The sequence below is a fragment of the Rhizobacter sp. genome, assembly GCA_019635355.1.
Lineage (GTDB): Bacteria > Pseudomonadota > Gammaproteobacteria > Burkholderiales > Burkholderiaceae_C > Rhizobacter.
This window is the reverse complement of the sequence record JAHBZQ010000001.1, coordinates 2,909,324-2,929,062: the sequence shown is the minus strand read 5'-3', so window position 1 is coordinate 2,929,062 and position 19,739 is coordinate 2,909,324. Positions and strand designations below refer to the sequence as shown.

Genomic DNA, 19,739 nt, shown 5'->3' with positions numbered 1-19,739 from the left:
CCTTCAGGCTTTCAGCGGCTCGCCGTAGCCGCCGCCTCCCGGCGTTTCGATCACGAACACGTCGCCCACCTGCATCTCGGCCTGGCCGATGTGCGGCAACGCTTCGATGCGGCCGTCGGCGCGCTCGACGCTGTTGCGCCCCGGCGCGCCGGGCTGGCCGCCCAGCATGCCGAACGCGGGGTGCTCGCGGCCGTTGCTCAAGATCGACGCCGTCATCGGCTCCAGGAAGCGCACGCGGCGCACGCCGCCGTTGCCGCCCACCCACTCACCCGCACCGCCCGAGCCGGCGCGGATCTCGTAGCTGTCGAGTCGCACCGGGTAGCGGAACTCCAGCACCTCGGGGTCGGTGAGACGCGAGTTGGTCATGTGCGTCTGCACGACGCTCGTGCCCGCGAAGCCCGGGCCCGCGCCCGAGCCGCCGGAGATGGTCTCGTAGTACTGGTAGGTGTCGTTGCCGAAGGTGAAGTTGTTCATCGTGCACTGGCTGGCGGCCATCACGCCGAGCGCGCCGTAGAGCGCATTCGTCACGCACATCGAGGTCTCGACGTTGCCGGCCACCACCGCCGCCGGGTGTCGGGGGTTGAGCATGCAACCCTCGGGCACGATCACTTCGATGGGCTTCAAGCAGCCGGCGTTGAGCGGGATCTCGTCGTCGACCAGGGTGCGGAAGACGTAGAGCACCGCCGCCATCGTGATCGAGCGTGGCGCGTTGAAGTTGTTGGCGAGCTGCGCGCTGGTGCCGGTGAAGTCGACCTTGGCACTCCGCGCTTTCGCGTTCACGCTCACCTTCACGCGGATCACCGCGCCGTTGTCGAGGGGCAGCGTGAACTCGCCGTCGTGCAGCGCGGTGATCACGCGGCGCACCGACTCTTCGGCGTTGTTCTGCACGTGGGCCATGTAGGCGGCGACCGTCTCGCGGCCGTACTGCGCCACCATCGCACGCAGCTCCTGCACGCCCTTCTCGTTGGCGGCGATCTGCGCGCGCAGGTCGGCGAGGTTCTGCTGCGGGTTGCGTGAGGGGTAGCGGCCCGAGCCGAGCAATTCCAGCAGCTCCTTCTCGCGCAGACGGCCTTCGGCCACGAGCTTGAAGTTGTCGATCAGCACGCCCTCTTCTTCGATGGTGGCCGAGAAGGGCGGCATCGAGCCGGGCGTGGTGCCACCGATGTCGGCATGGTGGCCGCGCGAGGCCACGTAGAACGAAGGCTTACCGTCCTTCGGCTCCAGGTACACCGGCGTCACGACGGTGATGTCGGGCAGGTGTGTGCCACCGTTGTACGGGTTGTTGAGCACGTAGACGTCGCCCGGGCGCATCTTGGGGTTGTGCTCGATCACCGTGCGGATGGACTCGCTCATCGAGCCCAGGTGCACCGGCATGTGCGGCGCGTTGGCGATCAGGCTGCCGCTCGCATCGAAGAGCGCGCACGAGAAGTCGAGCCGCTCCTTGATGTTCACCGAGTAGGCGGTGTTCTGCAGGCGCAGGCCCATCTGCTCGGCGATGTTCATGAAGAGGTTGTTGAAGACCTCCAGCATCACCGGGTCGGCGTCGGTGCCCACGGCATGGGCGCTGGTGCGCGGCTTGATGCGCCGCAGCTCCAGACTCTGGCCCGCGGTGAGGCGGGCCTGCCAGCCGGGCTCGACCACGGTGGTCGCGTTCTTCTCGGCGATGACGGCCGGGCCGTCGATGGTGGCGCCGGGGTTGAGCGATTCGCGCACGTGCAGCGCGGCGCTGCGCCAGCCAGCCGGGGCCTCGTCGGCCTGGCAGTACATCTGCACCTGGGCGACGGGCGCAGGGGAGTGCGAGGTTTCCATCGACATGCCGTGCGCGGCCGGGGTGCGCTCGCCCGGCGCGACGGCCTCGACGGCCACCGCTTCGATCACGAGCGAGCGGTCGGGCATCAGGAAGGCGAAGCGTTGCTGGTACGCACGTTCGAACTCGTCGCGTACCGCGGCGATGGCCTGCGCGGGGGGCAACTCGCCGGGCAGCCCGCAAGTGAGCGCGGTGTCGGTGCCGGCGTAGCGCACCTGCAGGCGCGCGATGGTGTGCACGCCGGCATCGGCCACACCTTGCTGCGCCAGCTCTTCGCGGGCCTGCTGCGCCAGCTCGCCAGCGGTGTGGCGCGCGGCCTGCAGGCCGGCGTCATCGAGCGCCTGCTCGACCGAGCGCTCGCGCATCGCGATCTGGTCGGCCAGGCCCATGCCGTAGGCCGAGAGCACGCCGGCCAGCGGGTGCGCGAAGACGCGTGTCATGCCCAGTGCATCGGCCACCGCGCAGGCGTGTTGCCCGCCTGCGCCGCCGAAGCACTGCAGGGTGTAGCCGGTGACGTCATAACCGCGGGCGACGGAGATGCGCTTGATCGCGTTGGCCATGTTGGCGACCGCGATCTGCAACGCGCCGCTGGCCACCTCTTCCGGCGTGATGCGGCGGCCGCTGGCCTCGGTCATCTGGCGCGCCATCTTCGTGAAGCGCTCGACCACCACCGCGCGGTCGAGCGATGCATCGGCCTGCGGGCCGAACACCTTGGGGAAGTGATCCGGCTGGATCTTGCCCAGCATCACGTTGGCATCGGTGGTGGCGAGCGGCCCGCCGCGGCGGTAGCTCGCCGGCCCCGGGTTCGCCCCCGCCGACTCGGGCCCGACGCGCAGCCGCGCGCCGTCGAAGCTGATGATCGAGCCCCCGCCGGCCGCGACCGTGTGGATGCTCATCATCGGCGCGCGCATGCGCACGCCCGCCACCTGCGTCTCGAACGCGCGCTCGAACTCGCCCGCGTAGTGGCTCACGTCGGTGGAGGTGCCACCCATGTCGAAGCCGATCACCTTCTGGTGGCCGCCTTCGACGGCGGTGCGCACCATGCCGACGATGCCGCCAGCCGGTCCGGAGAGGATGGCGTCCTTGCCCTGGAAGCGCTGCGCCTCGGTGAGGCCGCCCGAGCTCTGCATGAAGAAGAGGGGCACGCCCGGCATCTGCCGCGCCACCTGGTCGACGTAGCGGCGCAGGATGGGCGAGAGGTAGGCGTCGACCACCGTCGTGTCGCCGCGCGAGACCAGCTTCATCAGCGGGCTCACCTTGTGCGACACCGAGATCTGCGTGAAGCCCACCTCGCGCGCCAGGCCCTCGGCCACTTCCTCGTGGGCGGTGTAGCGGTAGCCGTGCATGAAGACGATGGCGCACGAGCGCAGGCCGTCGGCGTAGGCCTGCTGCAGTTGCGCCTGCAAGGCAGCCTTGTCGAGCGGCTGCACTTCGTCGCCATGCGCGCCCACACGCTCGTCGGCCTCGATCACGCGTTCGTAGAGCAGCTCGGGCAGCACGATGTGCCGCTCGAAGAGCTTGGGCCGGGCCTGCAGCGCGATGCGCAGGGCATCGCGGAAGCCCTTGGTGGTGACGAGCAGCGTGCGGTCGCCCTTTCGTTCGAGCAGGGCGTTGGTGGCCACCGTCGTGCCCATCTTCACGCACTCCACGCGCTCGGGGGTGATGATCTCGCCGGCCTGCAGGCCGAGCAGGCGGCGGATGCCTTCGACGGCCGCGTCGGCGTACTGCTCCGGGTTCTCGGAGAGCATCTTGAGCGTGTGCAGCACGCCGTCGGGGGCGCGGCCCACCACGTCGGTGAACGTGCCACCACGGTCGATCCAGAACTGCCAGCGTGAAGGAAGGGTCGTCATGTCGTGATCCTTGGTTGGGAGGCCCATGCCGCGGCGCGCCCTGCTCACAGTACAGGACGAACCGGGCGTGTGCGCAAGAGGTCGGTTGCTTACATCAGGCCGGGCAGCCAGAGCACGGTCTGTGGGAAGACGTAGATCAGGGCGAGCGCGGCCACCAGCAGCCCAAAGAAGGGCAGGGCGGTGCGGGCCAGGTAGGGCACTTCGCGCTTGGTGAGGCCCTGCAGCACGAAGAGGTTGAAGCCGACCGGCGGGGTGATCTGCGCCATCTCGACCACCATCACCACGAAGATGCCGAACCAGATCAGGTCGATGCCGGCGGCCTGCACCGTGGGCAGCAGCACCGCCATCGTGAGCACCACCATCGAGATGCCGTCGAGAAAGCAGCCGAGCACGATGAAGAAGCCCATCAACAGCACCAGCAGCATGAAGGGAGACAGGTGCAGCCCGCCGATGAAGCTGGCCACCTCGCGCGGCAGGCCGATGAAGCCCATGGCCAGCGTGAGGAAGGCGGCGCCCGCGAGGATGAGGCCGATCATGCAGTACACCCGACAGGCGGCCCACAGGCCCTCCTTGAAGCTCTTCCAGGTGAGCGAGCCTTCCAGGGCGGCGAGCCCGAGCGAGCCGGCCACGCCGAGCGCGGCCGATTCGGTGGCGGTGGCGATGCCGGAGTAGATGGCGCCGATCACGAGGACGATGAGCGACAGCACCGGGATCAGGTGGCGGCCCGCGGCGAGCTTCTGCCTGAGCGTGGTGTCGGCGTCGCCCTCGGGGATCTGCTTCGGATGCCGCAGCGCCCACAGCATCAGGTAGCCGGAGAAGATCGCCATCAGCAGCAGGCCCGGCACCACCCCGGCGACGAAGAGCTTGGCGATGGACACGTCAGTGGCCACGGCGTAGACGATCATGATGATCGACGGCGGGATCATCAGCCCGAAGGTGCCGGCGCCGGCCAGCGAGCCGATGGCGATGTCATCGGGATAGCCGCGTTTCTTGAGTTCGGGCAGCGTGATCTTGCCGATGGTGGCGCAGGTGGCCGCGCTCGAGCCCGACACCGCCGCGAAGATGCCGCAGCCGATCACGTTGGCGTGCAGCAGCCGGCCGGGGACGCGGTTGAGCCACGGCGCGAGGCCGCGGAAGAGGTCGGCCGTGAGCCGCGAGCGGAACAGGATCTCGCCCATCCACAGGAAGAGCGGCAGGGCGGTGAGCGTCCAGCTCGAAGTGGAGCCCCAGATGGTGAACACCATGCTGTCGCCCACCAGGCGCTGGGTGAAGAAGTGCATCGAGAACGCGGCCACGCCCAGCAGCGACAGGCCGATCCAGAACCCGGAGGCGAGCACCGCGATGAGTGCGGCGATCAGGAGCGAGACGGTGAGGATGTCCATGTCGTCACTCCACGTGGGCGGCTTCGCCGGCGGGGTCGGCACGGAAGAAACCGTGGCGGGCCCAGCGCGACATGGCCGCGTCGAGGAAGGCGACGGCGAGCCCCACGCAGCCGAGCGCCATCGCGAGCTGCGGGATCCACAGCGGCGTGGCATCGGACGAAGGCGAGACGTCGTGCGTGACCTGCGAGGCCCACACGAGCTTGCAGGCGTACCAGGCGAGGTAGAGCGCGAGGCTCACGCCTGCGGCCAGGCACCAGGCCTCCAGCACCGCCTGCAGGCGCGGCGGCAGCTTCTGCAGCAACAGCGTCACGCGGATGTGCTCGCCGCGCTGCAGCGTGCCCGGCAGCGCGAGGAAGAGCGCCGCCGCGATGCAGTAGCCGGCGTAGGCATCGAGCCCGCGCAGGCCGAGGGCGAGCTGACGGTCGGCGATGCCCAGCATCACCAACGCGAAGCAGCCGACCATCGCGATGGCCGCGAGCGCCATCAGCGTGTCGTAGAAGGAATCGAGGGCCTGGCGCATCGCCGCCTCACTTGCGGTAGGCGTCGACGATGGCCTGCCCGTCGGCGCCGGCCTGCTTGAGCCACTCGGCCGTCATGCGGTCGCCGATGGCCTTGAGCTCGCCTTTCAGCTTGGTGTTGCTGCGGTCGACGTTCATGCCCTTGGCGGCCAGCTCCTTGAGGTACTCGTTGTCTTTCTGCTCGCTCGTCTTCCAGCCGCGCTCGCTGGCCTCGCCTGCGGCCTTGAGCACGGCGGCCTGGGCGGTCTTGTCGAGTGCGTCGAAGGCCTTCTGGTTGACCACCAGCGCATTGCGCGGCAGCCACGCGCTCACGTCGTAGAAATACTTCACCTGCTCGTGCAGCTTGCTGTCGACGCCGCTCGCGCTCGAAGTGAGGAAGTTGTCGACCCCGCCCGTGGCCAGCGCCTGCGGCAGCTCGGCGAGCTGGATGGTCACGGGCTGCGCGCCGACGAGCTCGGCGATGCGGGTGGTGGCCGGGTTGTAGGCGCGCATCTTGGTGCCCTTGAGGTCGGCGAGCGCGGCCACCGACTTCTTGGAATAGAGCGACTGGCCGGGCCAGGGCACGGCGTAGAGCAGCTTCATGCCTTGCGAGGCCAGCAGCTTTTCGAGCGCGGGCCGCGAGGCGGTGTCGAGCTTCTTCGATTCGGCGTAGGTGGTGGCGAGGAAGGGCACGGCGTCGACGCCGAAGAGCGCGTTCTCGTTGGCCGCGCCGGAGAGGATGAATTCGCCGATCTGCGTCTGCCCGGTCTGCACCGCGCGCTTGATCTCGTTGGCCTTGAACAGCGAGGCATTGGCGTGCACCGTGATCTTGAGCTTGCCCGCGGTCGCGCGGTCGACCTCCTGCGCGAACCACTCCAGGTTCTGCACGTGGAAGGTGTTGCCGCCGTAGCCCGAGGGCAGGTCCCACTTGGTTTGCGCGTGGGCGGTGCCGAGGCAGGCCAGCGTCAGGGCACAGACGAGGGTCTTCATTGCAGTCTCCTGGAAGGGTGGGTGGGTCAGAAGGCGGCGAGATGCCGGTTCAAGAGATCGGTGACGAGCATCGCGCCCGGCGCGTGCGTGATGGCGAGGGGCACGCGGGCCTGCACGAGCGCGGCCTGGGGCGTGACGCCGCAGGCCCAGAACACCGGCAACTCGCCTGCCCGCACCTCGACGGCGTCGCCATAGTCGGGCTTGGACAGGTCGGCGATGCCGATCTGCGCCGGGTCGCCGATGTGCACCGGCGCACCGTGCACCGCGGGCAGGCGCGAGGTGATCTGCACCGCACGGATCGCGTCGGCCGCGTTCATCGGCCGCATCGACACCACCATCGGGCCGCTGAAGGGACCGGCGGGCGCGGTGGCGATGTTCGTGCGGTACATGGCGACGTTGCGCTGCTGCTCGATGTGGCGCAGCCGGATGCCGTCGGCCATCAGCGCTTCTTCGAACGAGAAGGAGCAGCCGATCACGAAGGTGACGAAGTCGTCTTGCCAGAGCGAGCGGATGTCAGTGGGCTCGTCGACGAGCGCGCCCTCGCGCCACACCCGGTAGCGCGGCAGGTCGGTGCGGATGTCGATGCCGGCGCCCAGCGTGGCGAGCGAGGCGTCACCCGGCTCCGACACCGCCAGCAAGGGGCAGGGCTTCGGGTTGCGCTGGCAGTAGCGCATGAAGTCGGTGGCGAGTGCCTCCGGCAGGATCACCACGTTGCCCTGCACGTGGCCCGGAGCTTGCCCTGAGGTGTGCCGGTCGAGGCGACCGCTGCGCGCGGCGAGGCGGGCGTCGGCGGCAAGGGGATGGAGGGATTCGGAAGACATGACGGGGCATTGTTTCGATCGGGGCGGTGCCGGGCAAACGAGATTTTTCTTGCTGGCCTCATCGATTTTTTCGATGATGCGCGGGAAAGGAATCCGCCATGAACCTGAGATTCGTCGAAGCCTTCTACTGGGTGGCCACGCTCAGGAGCGTCTCGCGAGCCGCCGAGAAACTGTCGATCACGCAGTCGGCGATGTCGAGCCGCGTGGCCGGGCTCGAAGAAGAGCTGGGCACCATGCTGCTGGACCGGCGCGACAAGCAGTTCAAGCTCACCATCGCCGGCACGCGCTTCCTGCACTACGCCGAGAAACTGCTGGCCCTGCAGCGCGAACTGAAGGAGGAAATGGGCTCGGGTGGCCTGGCGGCGGCGCCGGTCACGCTGCGCATCGGCAGCATCGAATCGGTGCTGCACTCATGGCTGATGCCGTGGATCGAGAAGCTGCGCGCCGACCTGCCGCTGCTCGAGCTGGAGCTCTCGGTCGAAACCACGCCGATGCTGCAGGAGCTGGTGCGCCGCGGCACGCTCGACCTGGTGTTCGCCGCCGCCCCGGCGTCGCATGAGGGCGTGCGGGTGCGCACGCTCGCGTCGATGGAGATGGCCTTCGTCGGCAACCCCACGGTGCACAAGCGCCCGCGCTACAGCCTCGCCCAACTGGCGCAATACGACCTGCTCACCTTCCAGCGCGGCTCGCAGCCGCATGTGGCGCTGATGGACCTCTTCCGTCGCGATGAGGTGGCGCCCCCGCGTGTGCACACCATCTCGTCGATCTCGGCGATGACGCAGCTGGTGGAGGCCGGCTTCGGCATCGCGACGCTGCCGCGTGCCGCGGCGGAACGCCTACGGCCGAACCGGGCTCTGAAGATCCTGGGGTGCGAACACGAGTTGCTGCCGCTGCCGGTGTTCGCGAGCTTTCGGCCCGATCCGCAGTCGCGGCAGATCGAAGCGGTGGTCGATGCGGCGTTGGCCTTTGCCAACGAGGCCAAGCACGCCCGGGTGGTGGGAAGATCCACGAAGTAGACGATTTCGATCAGGAGCAGTCGATGAAACGCAGACAACTGGTGAAGGCCGTGGGCGTGATGGCCGCGGGCGGCAGCGTGTGGGTGCCGGTGCAGGCGAGCTGGCTGTCGGAGACCGATGCGGCGGCCGGCATCCGCGCGGCGCTGGAGCGTGGTGCGGTGGCGGCGGTCGGCCTGCTGGGCAAGACCGACGGTTTTCTCGGCAACCCCAAGGTGCGCATCCCCTTGCCCGATTTCCTGCAAGACGTGGCGGGTTTCCTCAAGGCCACCGGCCAGCGCAAGCGAATCGAAGAGCTGGAAGTCTCGATGAACCGCGCCGCCGAAGCGGCCGTGCCCGAGGCCAAAGCCTTGCTGGTGAACGCGGTGAAGGCGATGAGCGTGGAAGATGCCAAACAGCTGCTCACCGGCGGCGACAACGCGGTGACGCAGTTCTTCGCCACCAAGACGCGCGAGCCGCTCTCGGTGAAATTCCTGCCGATCGTGCAGAAGGCGACCGAGCGCGTGAAGCTCGCCGCGCGCTACAACGCGGTGGCCTCGAAGGCGGCGAGCTTCGGTCTCCTGAAGGAGGAGAACGCCAACATCCAGTCCTACGTGACGGGCAAGGCGCTCGATGGCCTCTATCTGATGATTGGCGAAGAGGAGAAGAAGATCCGCGCCGACCCGGTCGGCACCGGCAGCGCGATCCTCAAGAAAGTCTTCGGTTCTCTGAAGTAGAGATCAGACGGTTTTCGCCAGCTCGAACATCAGCGCAGAGGGCAACGAGGTCAGGATCGCATCGCGCCCCACACGCGCCATGCTGAGGCCGCCGAAGCCCGAGATCTCGAAGGTGTTGCCCTCTTCGATGATCTCGATGAACACCACCTCGGCGCCTTCGGCGTCGATCTCACGGCGCATCTCGTTGAAGCGTTCGCCGCGCAGCACCGATTCGATGACGATCGCATGCGGCAGGCCGCCGCGGCAGAAGTCGCGCGCCTCGTCGACCGAGTTCACGAAGTCGACGATCAGGCCCATGTTGCGGATCGCGTCGCGGATCTGCACCCGCACGTCGCGCCGCGAGGCGACCACCAGCACCTGGCTGCCCACCAGCGGCTTGCTTTGCAGCGAGGGCGAAAAACCCTGGTCGAGTTCGATGGCGCTCATGCCTTCGAGCTGGTCGCTCACGGTGCGCGGAAATTCGATCGTCAGGTGCACCTCGTGGCCTTCGAGCTTGCGCTCGATGGGCAGGCCCATGGTCCATGCGGTCTGCTCGACCAGGCGCCAGGTCATGGAGTCGAGCTGGCTCGGGCTCCATTCAGTGTCGGCCTGCTGATCGGCCGGGCGCACCGCAAAGCGCGTGGCCAGGCGTGCATGGGCGGGCCAGGTCTTGATGTCGATGCGGAATTCGATGTTGGAGCGGGCGTGCTCCATCGCCCAGGTCAGCTGGGTGTTGAGCAGGCTGAAGAGCAGCGAGGCGTCGACCACCACCTCGGCCGGCCGCAGCACCTGCTTGATGTGGATGCCGCGGGCTTGGGTTTCGCGGTGGCGCTGGGTGAGCACGTCTTTCAGCGTCTCGGTGAGCGCCAGGCGCTCGGGGGTCTGGCGCAGGCGGCCGGAGGCGAGGCGGGCGATCTGCTGGCCCGACATGCTGATCTCGCGGGCACGCTGGATCTCTTCGCCCAGCGAACGCAGGCTGGAACGGTCGATGCGGCCGGTGCTGGCGAGCGTTTGCACACGCTCCAGGGCGGCGGTGAGCGGGCCGGCGATCTCGGCGCTCATCTCGCCCACGACCTCACGCCAATGGTCGTGCTCGACGGCGGTGTCCTCGGGGGCGAGGGGCGCAGTCGCTTCCGGCGCGCGTTTGAGTTCGGTCATGTCCATGGGGGCCTCGGCTTACAGTTTTTGTCACTGGGTGGCAAAAAGTTGACATCCGAAGTGTCCCTGGACTGGGGCAGGTTGTGACAAAAGAAGACCGCCGCTCCCCCGGAGCGAGGGGGCGTTGCGGGGCCTGCTTTTGCGGGGGAAAACGCGGAGATCGGGCTAGGGCCTGTTCACACTAAATGAGCACCCACGTGACTCAACAAAAGCCCGCCAACGAGGCGCAAAGCGCAGCTGTAGCACTTGCTACAGCGAGCATTTGCAACGCTGTGGGCGGGCTTTTGCTGAGATCACCCGAAGGGCCGAGGCCTGAAGGCGCGTGCGGCGGCGTTGCAGCGTCGTTGTGTGCCACGGGCACACGGCCTCCGCTGCGCCTTGCCGCCCACGCCTTCAGGCCTCGGCGTGGGTGCTCATTTAGTGTGAACAGGCCCTAGAGCGTGCCGCTCTCGCGCAGGCGGGCGCGCTCGGCCTCGCCGATGCCGAATTCCTGCAGCACCTCGTCGGTGTGCTGGCCCAGCAGCGGCGGCGGCCGGCGGTACTGCACCGGCGTGGCCGAGAGCTTCATCGGGCTGGCCACGAGCTTGAGCGCGTCGGTCAGCGGGTGCGGCATCGCGACCGTCATGCCGCGCGACTGCACGTGAGGGTCAGCGAACACTTCGCCGAGGTCGTTGATGGCGCCGCACGGCACCTTGGCGGCTTCGAGGGCGCTGAGCCAGTCGTGTTTCTTGCGGGTCTTGAGGATCTCGGCCAGCAGCGGCACGAGCGTCGCCCGGTGGCGCACGCGGTCGGCGTTCTTGATGAAGCGTGGGTCTTGGGCGAGGTCGGGCCGGCCGGCCACGTCGCAGAACTTGGCGTACTGGCTGTCGTTGCCCACCGCCAGGATCAGGTGGCCGTCGGCCGTCTCGAACACCTGATACGGCACGATGTTCTGGTGCGCGTTGCCGATGCGCTTGGGCGCGACGCCGGTGGTGAGGTAGTTGGCGCCGAGGTTGGCGAGCATCGCGACCTGGGTGTCGAGCAAGGCCATGTCGACCACCTGGCCCTTGCCGGTGGCGTCGCGGTGGCGCAGGGCGGCGAGGATGGCGACGGTGGCGTACATGCCGGTGAAGAGATCGGCCACCGCCACGCCCACCTTTTGCGGGCCGCCGCCGGGCAGGTCGTCGCGCTCGCCGGTCACGCTCATCAGGCCGCCCATGCCCTGGATGGCGTAGTCGTAGCCGGCCCGCTCGCGGTAGGGGCCGGTCTGGCCGAAACCGGTGACGGAGCAGTAGACGAGGCGGGGGTAGAGCTTGCGCAGCGTGTCGGCATCGAGCCCGTAGCGGGCCATGTCGCCCACCTTGAAGTTCTCGATGAACACGTCGCACTGCGCGGCCATCTGGCGGATCAGCGCCTGACCCTCGGCGGTGGCGATGTCGACCGTGACCGAGCGCTTGTTGCGGTTGGTGCCGAGGTAATAGGCGGCTTCGGCGGTGTCGGCCCCGTCGCGGTCCTTCAGGAAGGGCGGGCCCCAGCCGCGGGTGTCGTCGCCGCCCACGCCGTTTTTCATCGGGCGCTCGATCTTGATGACGTCGGCGCCGAGGTCGGCCAGGGTCTGCGTGCACCAGGGGCCGGCGAGCACGCGGGAGAGGTCGAGAACGCGGATGCCGGCGAGCGGCAGCGCAGAGGTCGGGGCGGAGGACGCTGGGGTGGTGCTCATCCAAAGATTGTCATTCACCCCGTTTGATAATGCCCCGATGCAGTTGTCTCACCTTCTTTGCGGACGCAGAGCCGCATGGGTGCTGTCGTTGGGGTGGGTGGGGGCGGTGTTGACGGGGTGTGCGCCCTCGCTCGACTGGCGCGAGATCCAGCCCGAAGACAGCCACGCCGTCGCCATGTTCCCCTGCAAGCCCACGACCGACGCCCGCATGGTCAGCCTGGCCGGGGCGCGGGTGCGCATGGTGCTCGTGGCCTGCCGTGCTGGCGACGTGACCTGGGCGCTGGCCTTTGCCGACGTGGTCGACCCGGCCAAGGTGACGCAGGCGCTGCAGGATCTGCGGGCTTCGAGCGCTGGCAACCTGGGCGGCACGTCGACGGTGGCCGGCCCGATGCGCCTCACCGGCATGACACCCAACCCGCAAGCCGAGCGGGTGCAGGTGCAGGGCCGCCTGCCGGGTGGCGAGGCGGTGCGGTTGGAAAGCGGCTTCTTCGCCCACGGCACCCGGGTGTACCAGGCGACGGCGATGGGCAAGTCGCTCGACGCCGAGGCGGTGGCCACGTTTTTCGACGGTCTGAAGCTGCGCCCATGAACGCGCCCACTGTTTCGACGAACCTGCCGGCCCGCACGGCGACGCTGGTGTTCCTGAGCTTTGCCTTTGCCTATTTCCCCTCCGCGCTGGTGCGGGGCGTGGTGGCGACGCTGGCCCCGGCCTTCAGTGCCGAGTTGCAGCTCACCGCCAGCGAACTGGGCCTGCTGGCCGGGGCGTACTTCCTCGGCTTCGCGGCGATGCAGCTGCCGCTCGGCAGCGCGCTCGACCGTTACGGCCCGAAGCGCGTGCTGCTGGTGTTCCTGGCGGTGGCGGTCGTCGGGTGCGGCGCGTTTGCGCTGGCCGACAGCTTCATGGCGCTCACCGTCGCCCGCGCGCTGATCGGCGTGGGCGTCAGCGCCTGCCTGATGGCGCCGATGACGAGCTTCCGCCGCAACTTCACGCCGACGACGCAGATGCGGGCCAACTCCTGGATGCTGATGACGGGCTCGCTGGGGCTGATCGCCTCGACCTTGCCTGTGCAGTGGCTGATGCCGCTGCTGGGCTGGCGCGGCCTGTTCTGGGCGCTGGCACTCTTCTTTGTGGTCGCGATGGTCTTCATCGCCCGCGCCGTGCCGCCCGACCGGCTGGAAGACGCGCCTTTGCCGGTGGCCACGGGCGGCTACGGCGAGGTGTTCCGGCACCCGGTGTTCCGGCGCTACCTGCCGATGGGCTTCTTCCAGTACGGGGGCATGGTGGCGCTGCAATCGCTCTGGATCGGGCCGTGGCTGACGCGTGTCTGCGGGTGGTCGCCGGGCGAAACGGCGGCCGGGCTGTTCGGCATCAATGTCGCGATGCTCCTCGCCTTCATGGCCTGGGGCTTCCTGGTGCCGCGCCTCTACGCCCGCGGCTGGACGGCGCACGGCCTCATTGCGCGGGGCATGACCGTGCCGATCCTGGCGCTCTGGGCGGGCGTGGTGGCGGGCTCCGAGGCGACGGCGTGGCTGTGGGGGCTTTTCTGCGTGTCGAGCACCTTCGTGTCGCTGTCGCAGCCGGCCATCGGGCAGGCCTTTCCCGCGTCGCTGGCGGGGCGGGCGCTGTCGGCCTACAACCTTGTCATCTTCGCTGGCGTGTTCACCCTGCAGTGGACGATGGGCGCGGTGATCGACGCTCTGGTGGCCACCGGGTGGAGCACGGTGTCGGCGTACCAGGGGGCGTTTGCGTTGTTGGCGGTGTGCTGCAGCCTGTCTTATCTGTGGTTTTTGTGGCGACGCGAGCCCAAGCTGGCCGTCACGGCCGCCGTGACGGCGCGGTGAACCCTCTCATAATCGCCCCACCATGCCCGGCCTGCTGATCATTGCCCATGCGCCGCTTGCGTCTTCGCTGAAGGCCGTGGCTCAGCACACCTTTCCCGATTGCGGCGGGCGCCTGCAGGCACTCGACGTGCTGCCCGACCAGTCGGTGGAAGACATCGAAGCCAAGGCGCGCGAGCTGCTGGCGGACGTGAGCGAGCCCGATGCGGTGATCTTCACCGACGTCTTCGGCGCCACCCCCTGCAACGTGGCGCAGCGCCTGGCCGACGGCTTGCATGTGAAGGTGATCGCCGGCGTCAACGTGCCGATGCTGTGGCGCTCGCTGTGCTACGCCGACGAGCCGCTCGACGCCGTGGTGGCGCGGGCGGTGGCCGGGGCCACGCAGGGCGTGATGCAGGTGGCCACGTCCAAGCCGCAGAACCAAGCCTACAAACCGGGTGCCAATGATCAAAGCAAACATCAGCATCAGCAATAAGCTGGGCCTGCACGCCCGCGCCTCGGCCAAGCTGACCAAGCTGGCCGGCAGCTTTCAGAGCGACGTGTTCATGACCCGCAATGCCCGCCGCGTGAATGCCAAGAGCATCATGGGCGTGATGATGCTGGCGGCCGGCATGGGGGCGGAGGTCGAGATCGAGACCTCCGGGCCTGACGAACAGGCCGCGATGGACGCGCTCTGCGCCCTCATCAACGACAAGTTCGGCGAAGGCGAGTGAGGCCTTCGGCGCTCAGGCGCCGAGGGTCAGTTGCCCAAGAAATGCTTGCGGTAGCGAGCGGGCAAGTCATCGATGCGCATCAGCATCGGCAGGTCGGCGGTGTTGAAGTCCGGGTCCCAGGCGGGCGCGCCCAACACCTTGGCGCCACAGCGCAGGTAGCCCTTGATCAAGGCGGGCGCCTCCACATCCAGGTTGTGCTGCAGGTCGTCGACCGGCAAGGGCAGGCGGGGCGTCACCTGCAACTCGATCGGCGCTATATGTGTGTGGCGCAGCTGCTCCCAGAGGCTCGCGGCGTAGTGGCCGCCGTCGCGCATGCTGACGCTGGCGCAACCGATCATGGTGTCGAGGTTGTTGCGGACCATGAATTCGGCCAGCGCACCCCACAGCGCCATGATCGCGCCACCCGAGCGCCAGGCCGGGTGCACGCAGGAGCGGCCCAGCTCGACCATCTTCGAACGCATCGGGCGCAGCCGGGTCAGGTCGAATTCGGTCTCGCTGTACAGGCCGCCCACACGGCGGGCGGCTTCCGGCGTCATCACGCGGTAAGTGCCGATCACCGGGCCCGGTCGCGCCCCTTCACCGGGAGCGCGCACCAGCAGGTGCTCGCAGAAGGCGTCGAACATGTCGATGTCGTGACCTTCGGGGGCGCCGGCCGGCACGCTCAGGCGTGCGCCCATTTCTTCCGCGAAGACCAGGTGCCTCAGGCGCTGCGCTTCGCGAACCTCTCGTTCATCGCGTGCCCAAACCACTTCAAACCGAGGCGCGTGAGCGCTGGCAGGGTGGGCAGCGTCCGAGCGTGGGTGAAGTGACCTCCGTGGCGCGTCGGGGCGCAGGGCCGAGATCGGCAGGGTCGGCAAGGGAAGGTCACGCATGGAGGTCGCTCCTGGTAAAACTGCCTCGCATGGTCCGGGCGTGGCGTGACGTGGTCGTGAACTGGTCGTGACGTATCAATGACAGGCTCGCGGGTCGCCCCCGAGAAGGCCGCGCAAACACCGCTGCTAGGATGGTCCGCATGAGCTTTCAGGTCTTTGGATTGCCCGTTTCACGCGGCGTGGCCATCGGCCGCGCGGTGCTGGTGGCGTCGAGCCGCGTCGACGTGGCGCACTACTTCATCGACGAGGCCCAGGTCGACGCCGAGATCGAGCGCCTGCGCGCGGCCCGCGACGAGGTGGCCGAGGAGCTCGGCAACCTGAAGCGCGACCTGCCGGCCGATGCTCCGGGCGAGTTGTCAGCGCTGCTGGACGTCCACCTCCTGTTGCTGCACGACGAGACCCTGGCCGACGCCACCAAGCAGTGGATCCAGGAGCGTCACTACAACGCCGAGTGGGCGCTGTCGGCGCAGCTCGAGGTGATCGCGCGCCAGTTCGACGACATGGAGGACGAGTATTTGCGCGAGCGCAAGGCCGACCTCGAGCAGGTCGTCGAGCGGTTGCTGCGCGCCCTGGCACGCGCTTCAACTGGCGGGCATGCCCCGGCGCCGGGTGTCGGGCCGCGAGATTTCGCGGGGGAAGACCCGCTCGTGCTCGTTGCCAATGACATCGCACCGGCCGACATGTTGCAGTTCAAGCGCAGCGTGTTCATGGGCTTCATCACCGACGTGGGCGGGAAGACGTCTCACACCGCCATCGTGGCGCGCAGCATGGACATTCCGGCCGTGGTGGGGGCGCGCGAGGCCAGCCACATCATTCGGCAGGACGACTGGGTGGTGATCGATGGCGACAGCGGGATCGTGGTGGTCGATCCATCGCCGTTGCTGTTGGAGGAATACCGTTTTCGCCAGCGGCAGAGTGGCCTCGAGCGTGATCGCCTGGCACGGCTGCGGCATACGCCGGCCGTCACGCTCGACGGTGAACGCGTGGAACTGCAGGCCAACATCGAGCTTCCCGTGGATGCGCCTGCGGCCCTGGAGGCTGGTGCGGTGGGGGTGGGTCTCTTTCGCAGCGAATTTCTCTTCATGAATCGCAACGGCGAGCTGCCCGGCGAGGAGGAGCAGTTCGAGGCCTACCGTTTGGCGGTGGAGGCGATGAAAGGCTTGCCCGTCACGATCCGGACCGTCGACATCGGCGCTGACAAGCCGCTCGACCGGATGAGCAGTGCGGAGCTGCGCCATGAGCACGCGTTGAACCCTGCGCTGGGGTTGCGGGCGATCCGCTGGAGCTTGTCGGAACCCGGGATGTTCCGGCAACAGCTGCGCGCGATCCTGCGCGCCGGTGCCTTCGGCAAGGTGCGGCTGCTGATCCCGATGGTGGCGCACCTCAGTGAGGTCCGCATGACGCTCGAGGCGATCGCGCGAGCGAAGCAGCAGTTGGCCGACGCTGGGCGCCCACACGCGGACGTGGAAGTGGGCGCGATGATCGAAGTGCCCGCTGCGGCGCTGGCGCTGCCTGCTCTGTTGCCGCACTTCGATTTCGTGAGTGTCGGCACCAACGACCTCATCCAGTACACGCTCGCCATCGATCGCGCAGATGAGTCCGTCGCGCACCTCTATGACCCGTGGCACCCGGCGGTGCTTCAACTCATTGCCAGAACCATCGAGTGCGCCCGTGCTGCCGGTAAAGGCGTAAGCGTTTGCGGTGAGATGGCGGGTGACCCGGCATTTACTGAGCTGCTCCTGGCGATGGGGTTGCGCAGCTTCTCCATGCATCCATCCCAGATTGCAGCTGTGAAGCAGCGAGTGTTGAGGGCGGACACGCGCCGTTTGGCGCCGCACCTCTCGGCGGTTCTCTCGAGTGAGGACCCTGAGGCCGCATGCGCGACTCTCTTCGCCAGACCGGGCGAACTTCAATAAAAAGAATGGAGGTGGCTTGCGCCGCCTCCAAAATAAGTGCTACAGTCGCGGTCTTCGCTGATCACTGAAGGCCGCGCAGAAAAAGCAAAGCCAAAACGACAGCAAAAGAAAAAAGAGCAAGTAGTTGACGAGCGGAAAGAAAGCAAGTCATAATCACAGGCTCTGCTGACGAAGCAAGAAATCGCCAAAGGCGACGACGGCAACGAAAGCAAAATAACTGAGTGCTTGACAGGGTTTTATAAAACATGTCAAAATCACAGGCTCAGCTGAAATAGAGAATTTCAGCAAGCAAACGAAAGTTTGCAAGCTCTTTAAAAACATACAGCCGATAAGTGTGGGCGTTTGAAGGCGAGTGCCAAGGGTCGCAAGACTCAAGGTCTCATGGACCTTAAACGCTCATAGAAGTGAAGTTCACTTCAATTCTTTGAGTAATTTATCAAGATCGAACTGAAGAGTTTGATCCTGGCTCAGATTGAACGCTGGCGGCATGCCTTACACATGCAAGTCGAACGGCAGCACGGGAGCAATCCTGGTGGCGAGTGGCGAACGGGTGAGTAATACATCGGAACGTGCCCAGTAGTGGGGGATAGCCCGGCGAAAGCCGGATTAATACCGCATACGACCTAAGGGTGAAAGCGGGGGATCGCAAGACCTCGCGCTATTGGAGCGGCCGATGGCAGATTAGCTTGTTGGTGGGGTAAAAGCCTACCAAGGCGACGATCTGTAGCTGGTCTGAGAGGACGACCAGCCACACTGGGACTGAGACACGGCCCAGACTCCTACGGGAGGCAGCAGTGGGGAATTTTGGACAATGGGCGCAAGCCTGATCCAGCCATGCCGCGTGCGGGAAGAAGGCCTTCGGGTTGTAAACCGCTTTTGTCAGGGAAGAAACGGCTCAATCTAATAAATTGAGCTAATGACGGTACCTGAAGAATAAGCACCGGCTAACTACGTGCCAGCAGCCGCGGTAATACGTAGGGTGCAAGCGTTAATCGGAATTACTGGGCGTAAAGCGTGCGCAGGCGGCTTTGCAAGACAGATGTGAAATCCCCGGGCTCAACCTGGGAACTGCATTTGTGACTGCAAGGCTAGAGTACGGCAGAGGGGGATGGAATTCCGCGTGTAGCAGTGAAATGCGTAGATATGCGGAGGAACACCGATGGCGAAGGCAATCCCCTGGGCCTGTACTGACGCTCATGCACGAAAGCGTGGGGAGCAAACAGGATTAGATACCCTGGTAGTCCACGCCCTAAACGATGTCAACTGGTTGTTGGACGGCTTGCTGTTCAGTAACGAAGCTAACGCGTGAAGTTGACCGCCTGGGGAGTACGGCCGCAAGGTTGAAACTCAAAGGAATTGACGGGGACCCGCACAAGCGGTGGATGATGTGGTTTAATTCGATGCAACGCGAAAAACCTTACCTACCCTTGACATGTCTGGAATTCCGAAGAGATTTGGAAGTGCTCGAAAGAGAGCCAGAACACAGGTGCTGCATGGCCGTCGTCAGCTCGTGTCGTGAGATGTTGGGTTAAGTCCCGCAACGAGCGCAACCCTTATCATTAGTTGCTACGCAAGGGCACTCTAATGAGACTGCCGGTGACAAACCGGAGGAAGGTGGGGATGACGTCAGGTCATCATGGCCCTTATGGGTAGGGCTACACACGTCATACAATGGCCGGTACAGAGGGCTGCCAACCCGCGAGGGGGAGCTAATCTCAGAAAACCGGTCGTAGTCCGGATCGCAGTCTGCAACTCGACTGCGTGAAGTCGGAATCGCTAGTAATCGCGGATCAGCTTGCCGCGGTGAATACGTTCCCGGGTCTTGTACACACCGCCCGTCACACCATGGGAGCGGGTTCTGCCAGAAGTAGTTAGCCTAACCGCAAGGAGGGCGATTACCACGGCAGGGTTCGTGACTGGGGTGAAGTCGTAACAAGGTAGCCGTATCGGAAGGTGCGGCTGGATCACCTCCTTTCTGGAAAATAGCACTCAAATTCTTGCGCCCACGCTTATCGGCTGTCGTTTACAACAGTGTGAAATGTGAGCCGGCCCTTAATGGCTCGGATCGTCGCGCTTCACAAAGAAACGCGTTGGGTCTGTAGCTCAGTCGGTTAGAGCACCGTCTTGATAAGGCGGGGGTCGTTGGTTCGAATCCAACCAGACCCACCAATTTTCATTGGGGGATTAGCTCAGCTGGGAGAGCACCTGCTTTGCAAGCAGGGGGTCGTCGGTTCGATCCCGTCATCCTCCACCAATCACATCACATCGATTTGGTCGCTGATGAAAGCAAGCTTTAGCTTGCTTTCATCAGTGATTCGAAAGAATCGGCTGTTGTTCTTTAACAATTTGTAGAGTCGAAATCAGCGTTGCTGACGGAAATGCGCTTCATGGCGTTCCGTGCCGTCAGCAACATTTTGATTGCGTCAAATGAACTTCAACTCGTAAGAGATTTGAAGACGGCATAACGCGTAATACTCAATAGACAGT

15 protein-coding genes, 2 tRNA genes and 1 rRNA gene are annotated in these 19,739 nt (G+C 66.2%); 10 read left to right on the top strand and 8 right to left on the bottom strand.

The features are described from left to right. Window positions 1–3: 3 nt before the first annotated feature. The 5 genes from KF892_13280 to KF892_13260 form a co-directional block, all read right to left on the bottom strand. Window positions 4–3,657 (bottom strand): hydantoinase B/oxoprolinase family protein, encoded by a 3,654-nt coding sequence (locus tag KF892_13280; GenBank protein MBX3625979.1) that lies wholly within the window; start codon window positions 3,655–3,657, stop codon window positions 4–6. Window positions 3,658–3,746: 89 nt separating this feature from the next. Continuing rightward, window positions 3,747–5,039 (bottom strand): TRAP transporter large permease subunit, encoded by a 1,293-nt coding sequence (locus KF892_13275; protein ID MBX3625978.1) that lies wholly within the window; start codon window positions 5,037–5,039, stop codon window positions 3,747–3,749. 4 nt (window positions 5,040–5,043) lie between these two features. Then, entirely contained in the window at window positions 5,044–5,559 is a 516-nt protein-coding gene (locus KF892_13270; GenBank protein MBX3625977.1) for a TRAP transporter small permease subunit, read from the bottom strand. A 7-nt stretch (window positions 5,560–5,566) separates the two neighbouring features. Further along, window positions 5,567–6,526 carry a TRAP transporter substrate-binding protein gene (locus tag KF892_13265; protein MBX3625976.1) on the bottom strand — a complete coding sequence of 320 codons (960 nt, stop codon included), beginning with the start codon at window positions 6,524–6,526 and terminating at the stop codon, window positions 5,567–5,569. 26 nt (window positions 6,527–6,552) lie between these two features. After that, a complete protein-coding gene (locus tag KF892_13260) occupies window positions 6,553–7,347 on the bottom strand; it encodes a putative hydro-lyase (protein ID MBX3625975.1) in 795 nt (264 codons plus the stop codon). 98 nt (window positions 7,348–7,445) lie between these two features. Between KF892_13260 and KF892_13255 the strand changes: the two genes are divergently transcribed. Next, window positions 7,446–8,363: a LysR family transcriptional regulator gene (locus tag KF892_13255; GenBank protein ID MBX3625974.1), complete on the top strand. Its 918-nt coding sequence runs from the start codon at window positions 7,446–7,448 to the stop codon at window positions 8,361–8,363. A gap of 23 nt (window positions 8,364–8,386) precedes the next feature. Next, a complete protein-coding gene (locus KF892_13250; protein ID MBX3625973.1) occupies window positions 8,387–9,076 on the top strand; it encodes a DUF4197 domain-containing protein in 690 nt (229 codons plus the stop codon). A gap of 3 nt (window positions 9,077–9,079) precedes the next feature. Here the strand turns inward: KF892_13250 and KF892_13245 are convergent, their stop codons facing one another. Both KF892_13245 and KF892_13240 read right to left on the bottom strand, forming a co-directional pair. Then, window positions 9,080–10,219 carry a hypothetical protein gene (locus KF892_13245; protein ID MBX3625972.1) on the bottom strand — a complete coding sequence of 380 codons (1,140 nt, stop codon included), beginning with the start codon at window positions 10,217–10,219 and terminating at the stop codon, window positions 9,080–9,082. 427 nt (window positions 10,220–10,646) lie between these two features. After that, entirely contained in the window at window positions 10,647–11,912 is a 1,266-nt protein-coding gene (locus KF892_13240) for a CoA transferase (protein MBX3625971.1), read from the bottom strand. Window positions 11,913–11,991: 79 nt separating this feature from the next. On the opposite strand from KF892_13240, the gene KF892_13235 reads away from it, so the two are divergent. The 4 genes from KF892_13235 to KF892_13220 are packed head-to-tail and all read left to right on the top strand — an operon-like array spanning window position 11,992 to window position 14,464. After that, window positions 11,992–12,501 (top strand): hypothetical protein, encoded by a 510-nt coding sequence (locus KF892_13235; GenBank protein ID MBX3625970.1) that lies wholly within the window; start codon window positions 11,992–11,994, stop codon window positions 12,499–12,501. Then, window positions 12,498–13,754, top strand: coding sequence for an MFS transporter (locus tag KF892_13230; GenBank protein MBX3625969.1), 1,257 nt, complete (start codon window positions 12,498–12,500; stop codon window positions 13,752–13,754). The genes KF892_13235 and KF892_13230 overlap by 4 nt, the downstream gene beginning before the upstream one ends. 22 nt (window positions 13,755–13,776) lie before the next feature. Then, a complete protein-coding gene (locus tag KF892_13225) occupies window positions 13,777–14,226 on the top strand; it encodes a PTS sugar transporter subunit IIA (GenBank protein ID MBX3625968.1) in 450 nt (149 codons plus the stop codon). Continuing rightward, the gene (locus KF892_13220) at window positions 14,195–14,464 is read left to right on the top strand and encodes an HPr family phosphocarrier protein (GenBank protein ID MBX3625967.1); all 270 of its coding nucleotides are present in this window, start codon (window positions 14,195–14,197) and stop codon (window positions 14,462–14,464) included. The genes KF892_13225 and KF892_13220 overlap by 32 nt, the downstream gene beginning before the upstream one ends. 26 nt (window positions 14,465–14,490) lie before the next feature. Here KF892_13220 and KF892_13215 read toward each other — a convergent pair whose 3' ends face one another. Beyond that, window positions 14,491–15,336, bottom strand: a complete 846-nt coding sequence (locus KF892_13215; GenBank protein ID MBX3625966.1) for a GNAT family N-acetyltransferase — start codon at window positions 15,334–15,336, stop codon at window positions 14,491–14,493. A 140-nt stretch (window positions 15,337–15,476) separates the two neighbouring features. Between KF892_13215 and ptsP the strand changes: the two genes are divergently transcribed. The 4 genes from ptsP (at window position 15,477) to KF892_13195 (ending at window position 19,506) form a co-directional block, all read left to right on the top strand. Beyond that, window positions 15,477–17,252 (top strand): phosphoenolpyruvate--protein phosphotransferase, encoded by a 1,776-nt coding sequence (gene ptsP, locus KF892_13210; protein MBX3625965.1) that lies wholly within the window; start codon window positions 15,477–15,479, stop codon window positions 17,250–17,252. A 444-nt stretch (window positions 17,253–17,696) separates the two neighbouring features. Continuing rightward, window positions 17,697–19,227: ribosomal RNA gene (locus tag KF892_13205) — 16S ribosomal RNA — on the top strand. A gap of 117 nt (window positions 19,228–19,344) precedes the next feature. Then, window positions 19,345–19,421: transfer RNA gene (locus tag KF892_13200), tRNA-Ile, on the top strand. A gap of 9 nt (window positions 19,422–19,430) precedes the next feature. Further along, a tRNA-Ala gene (locus KF892_13195) sits at window positions 19,431–19,506 on the top strand. The last annotated feature ends 233 nt before the right edge of the window (window positions 19,507–19,739 follow it).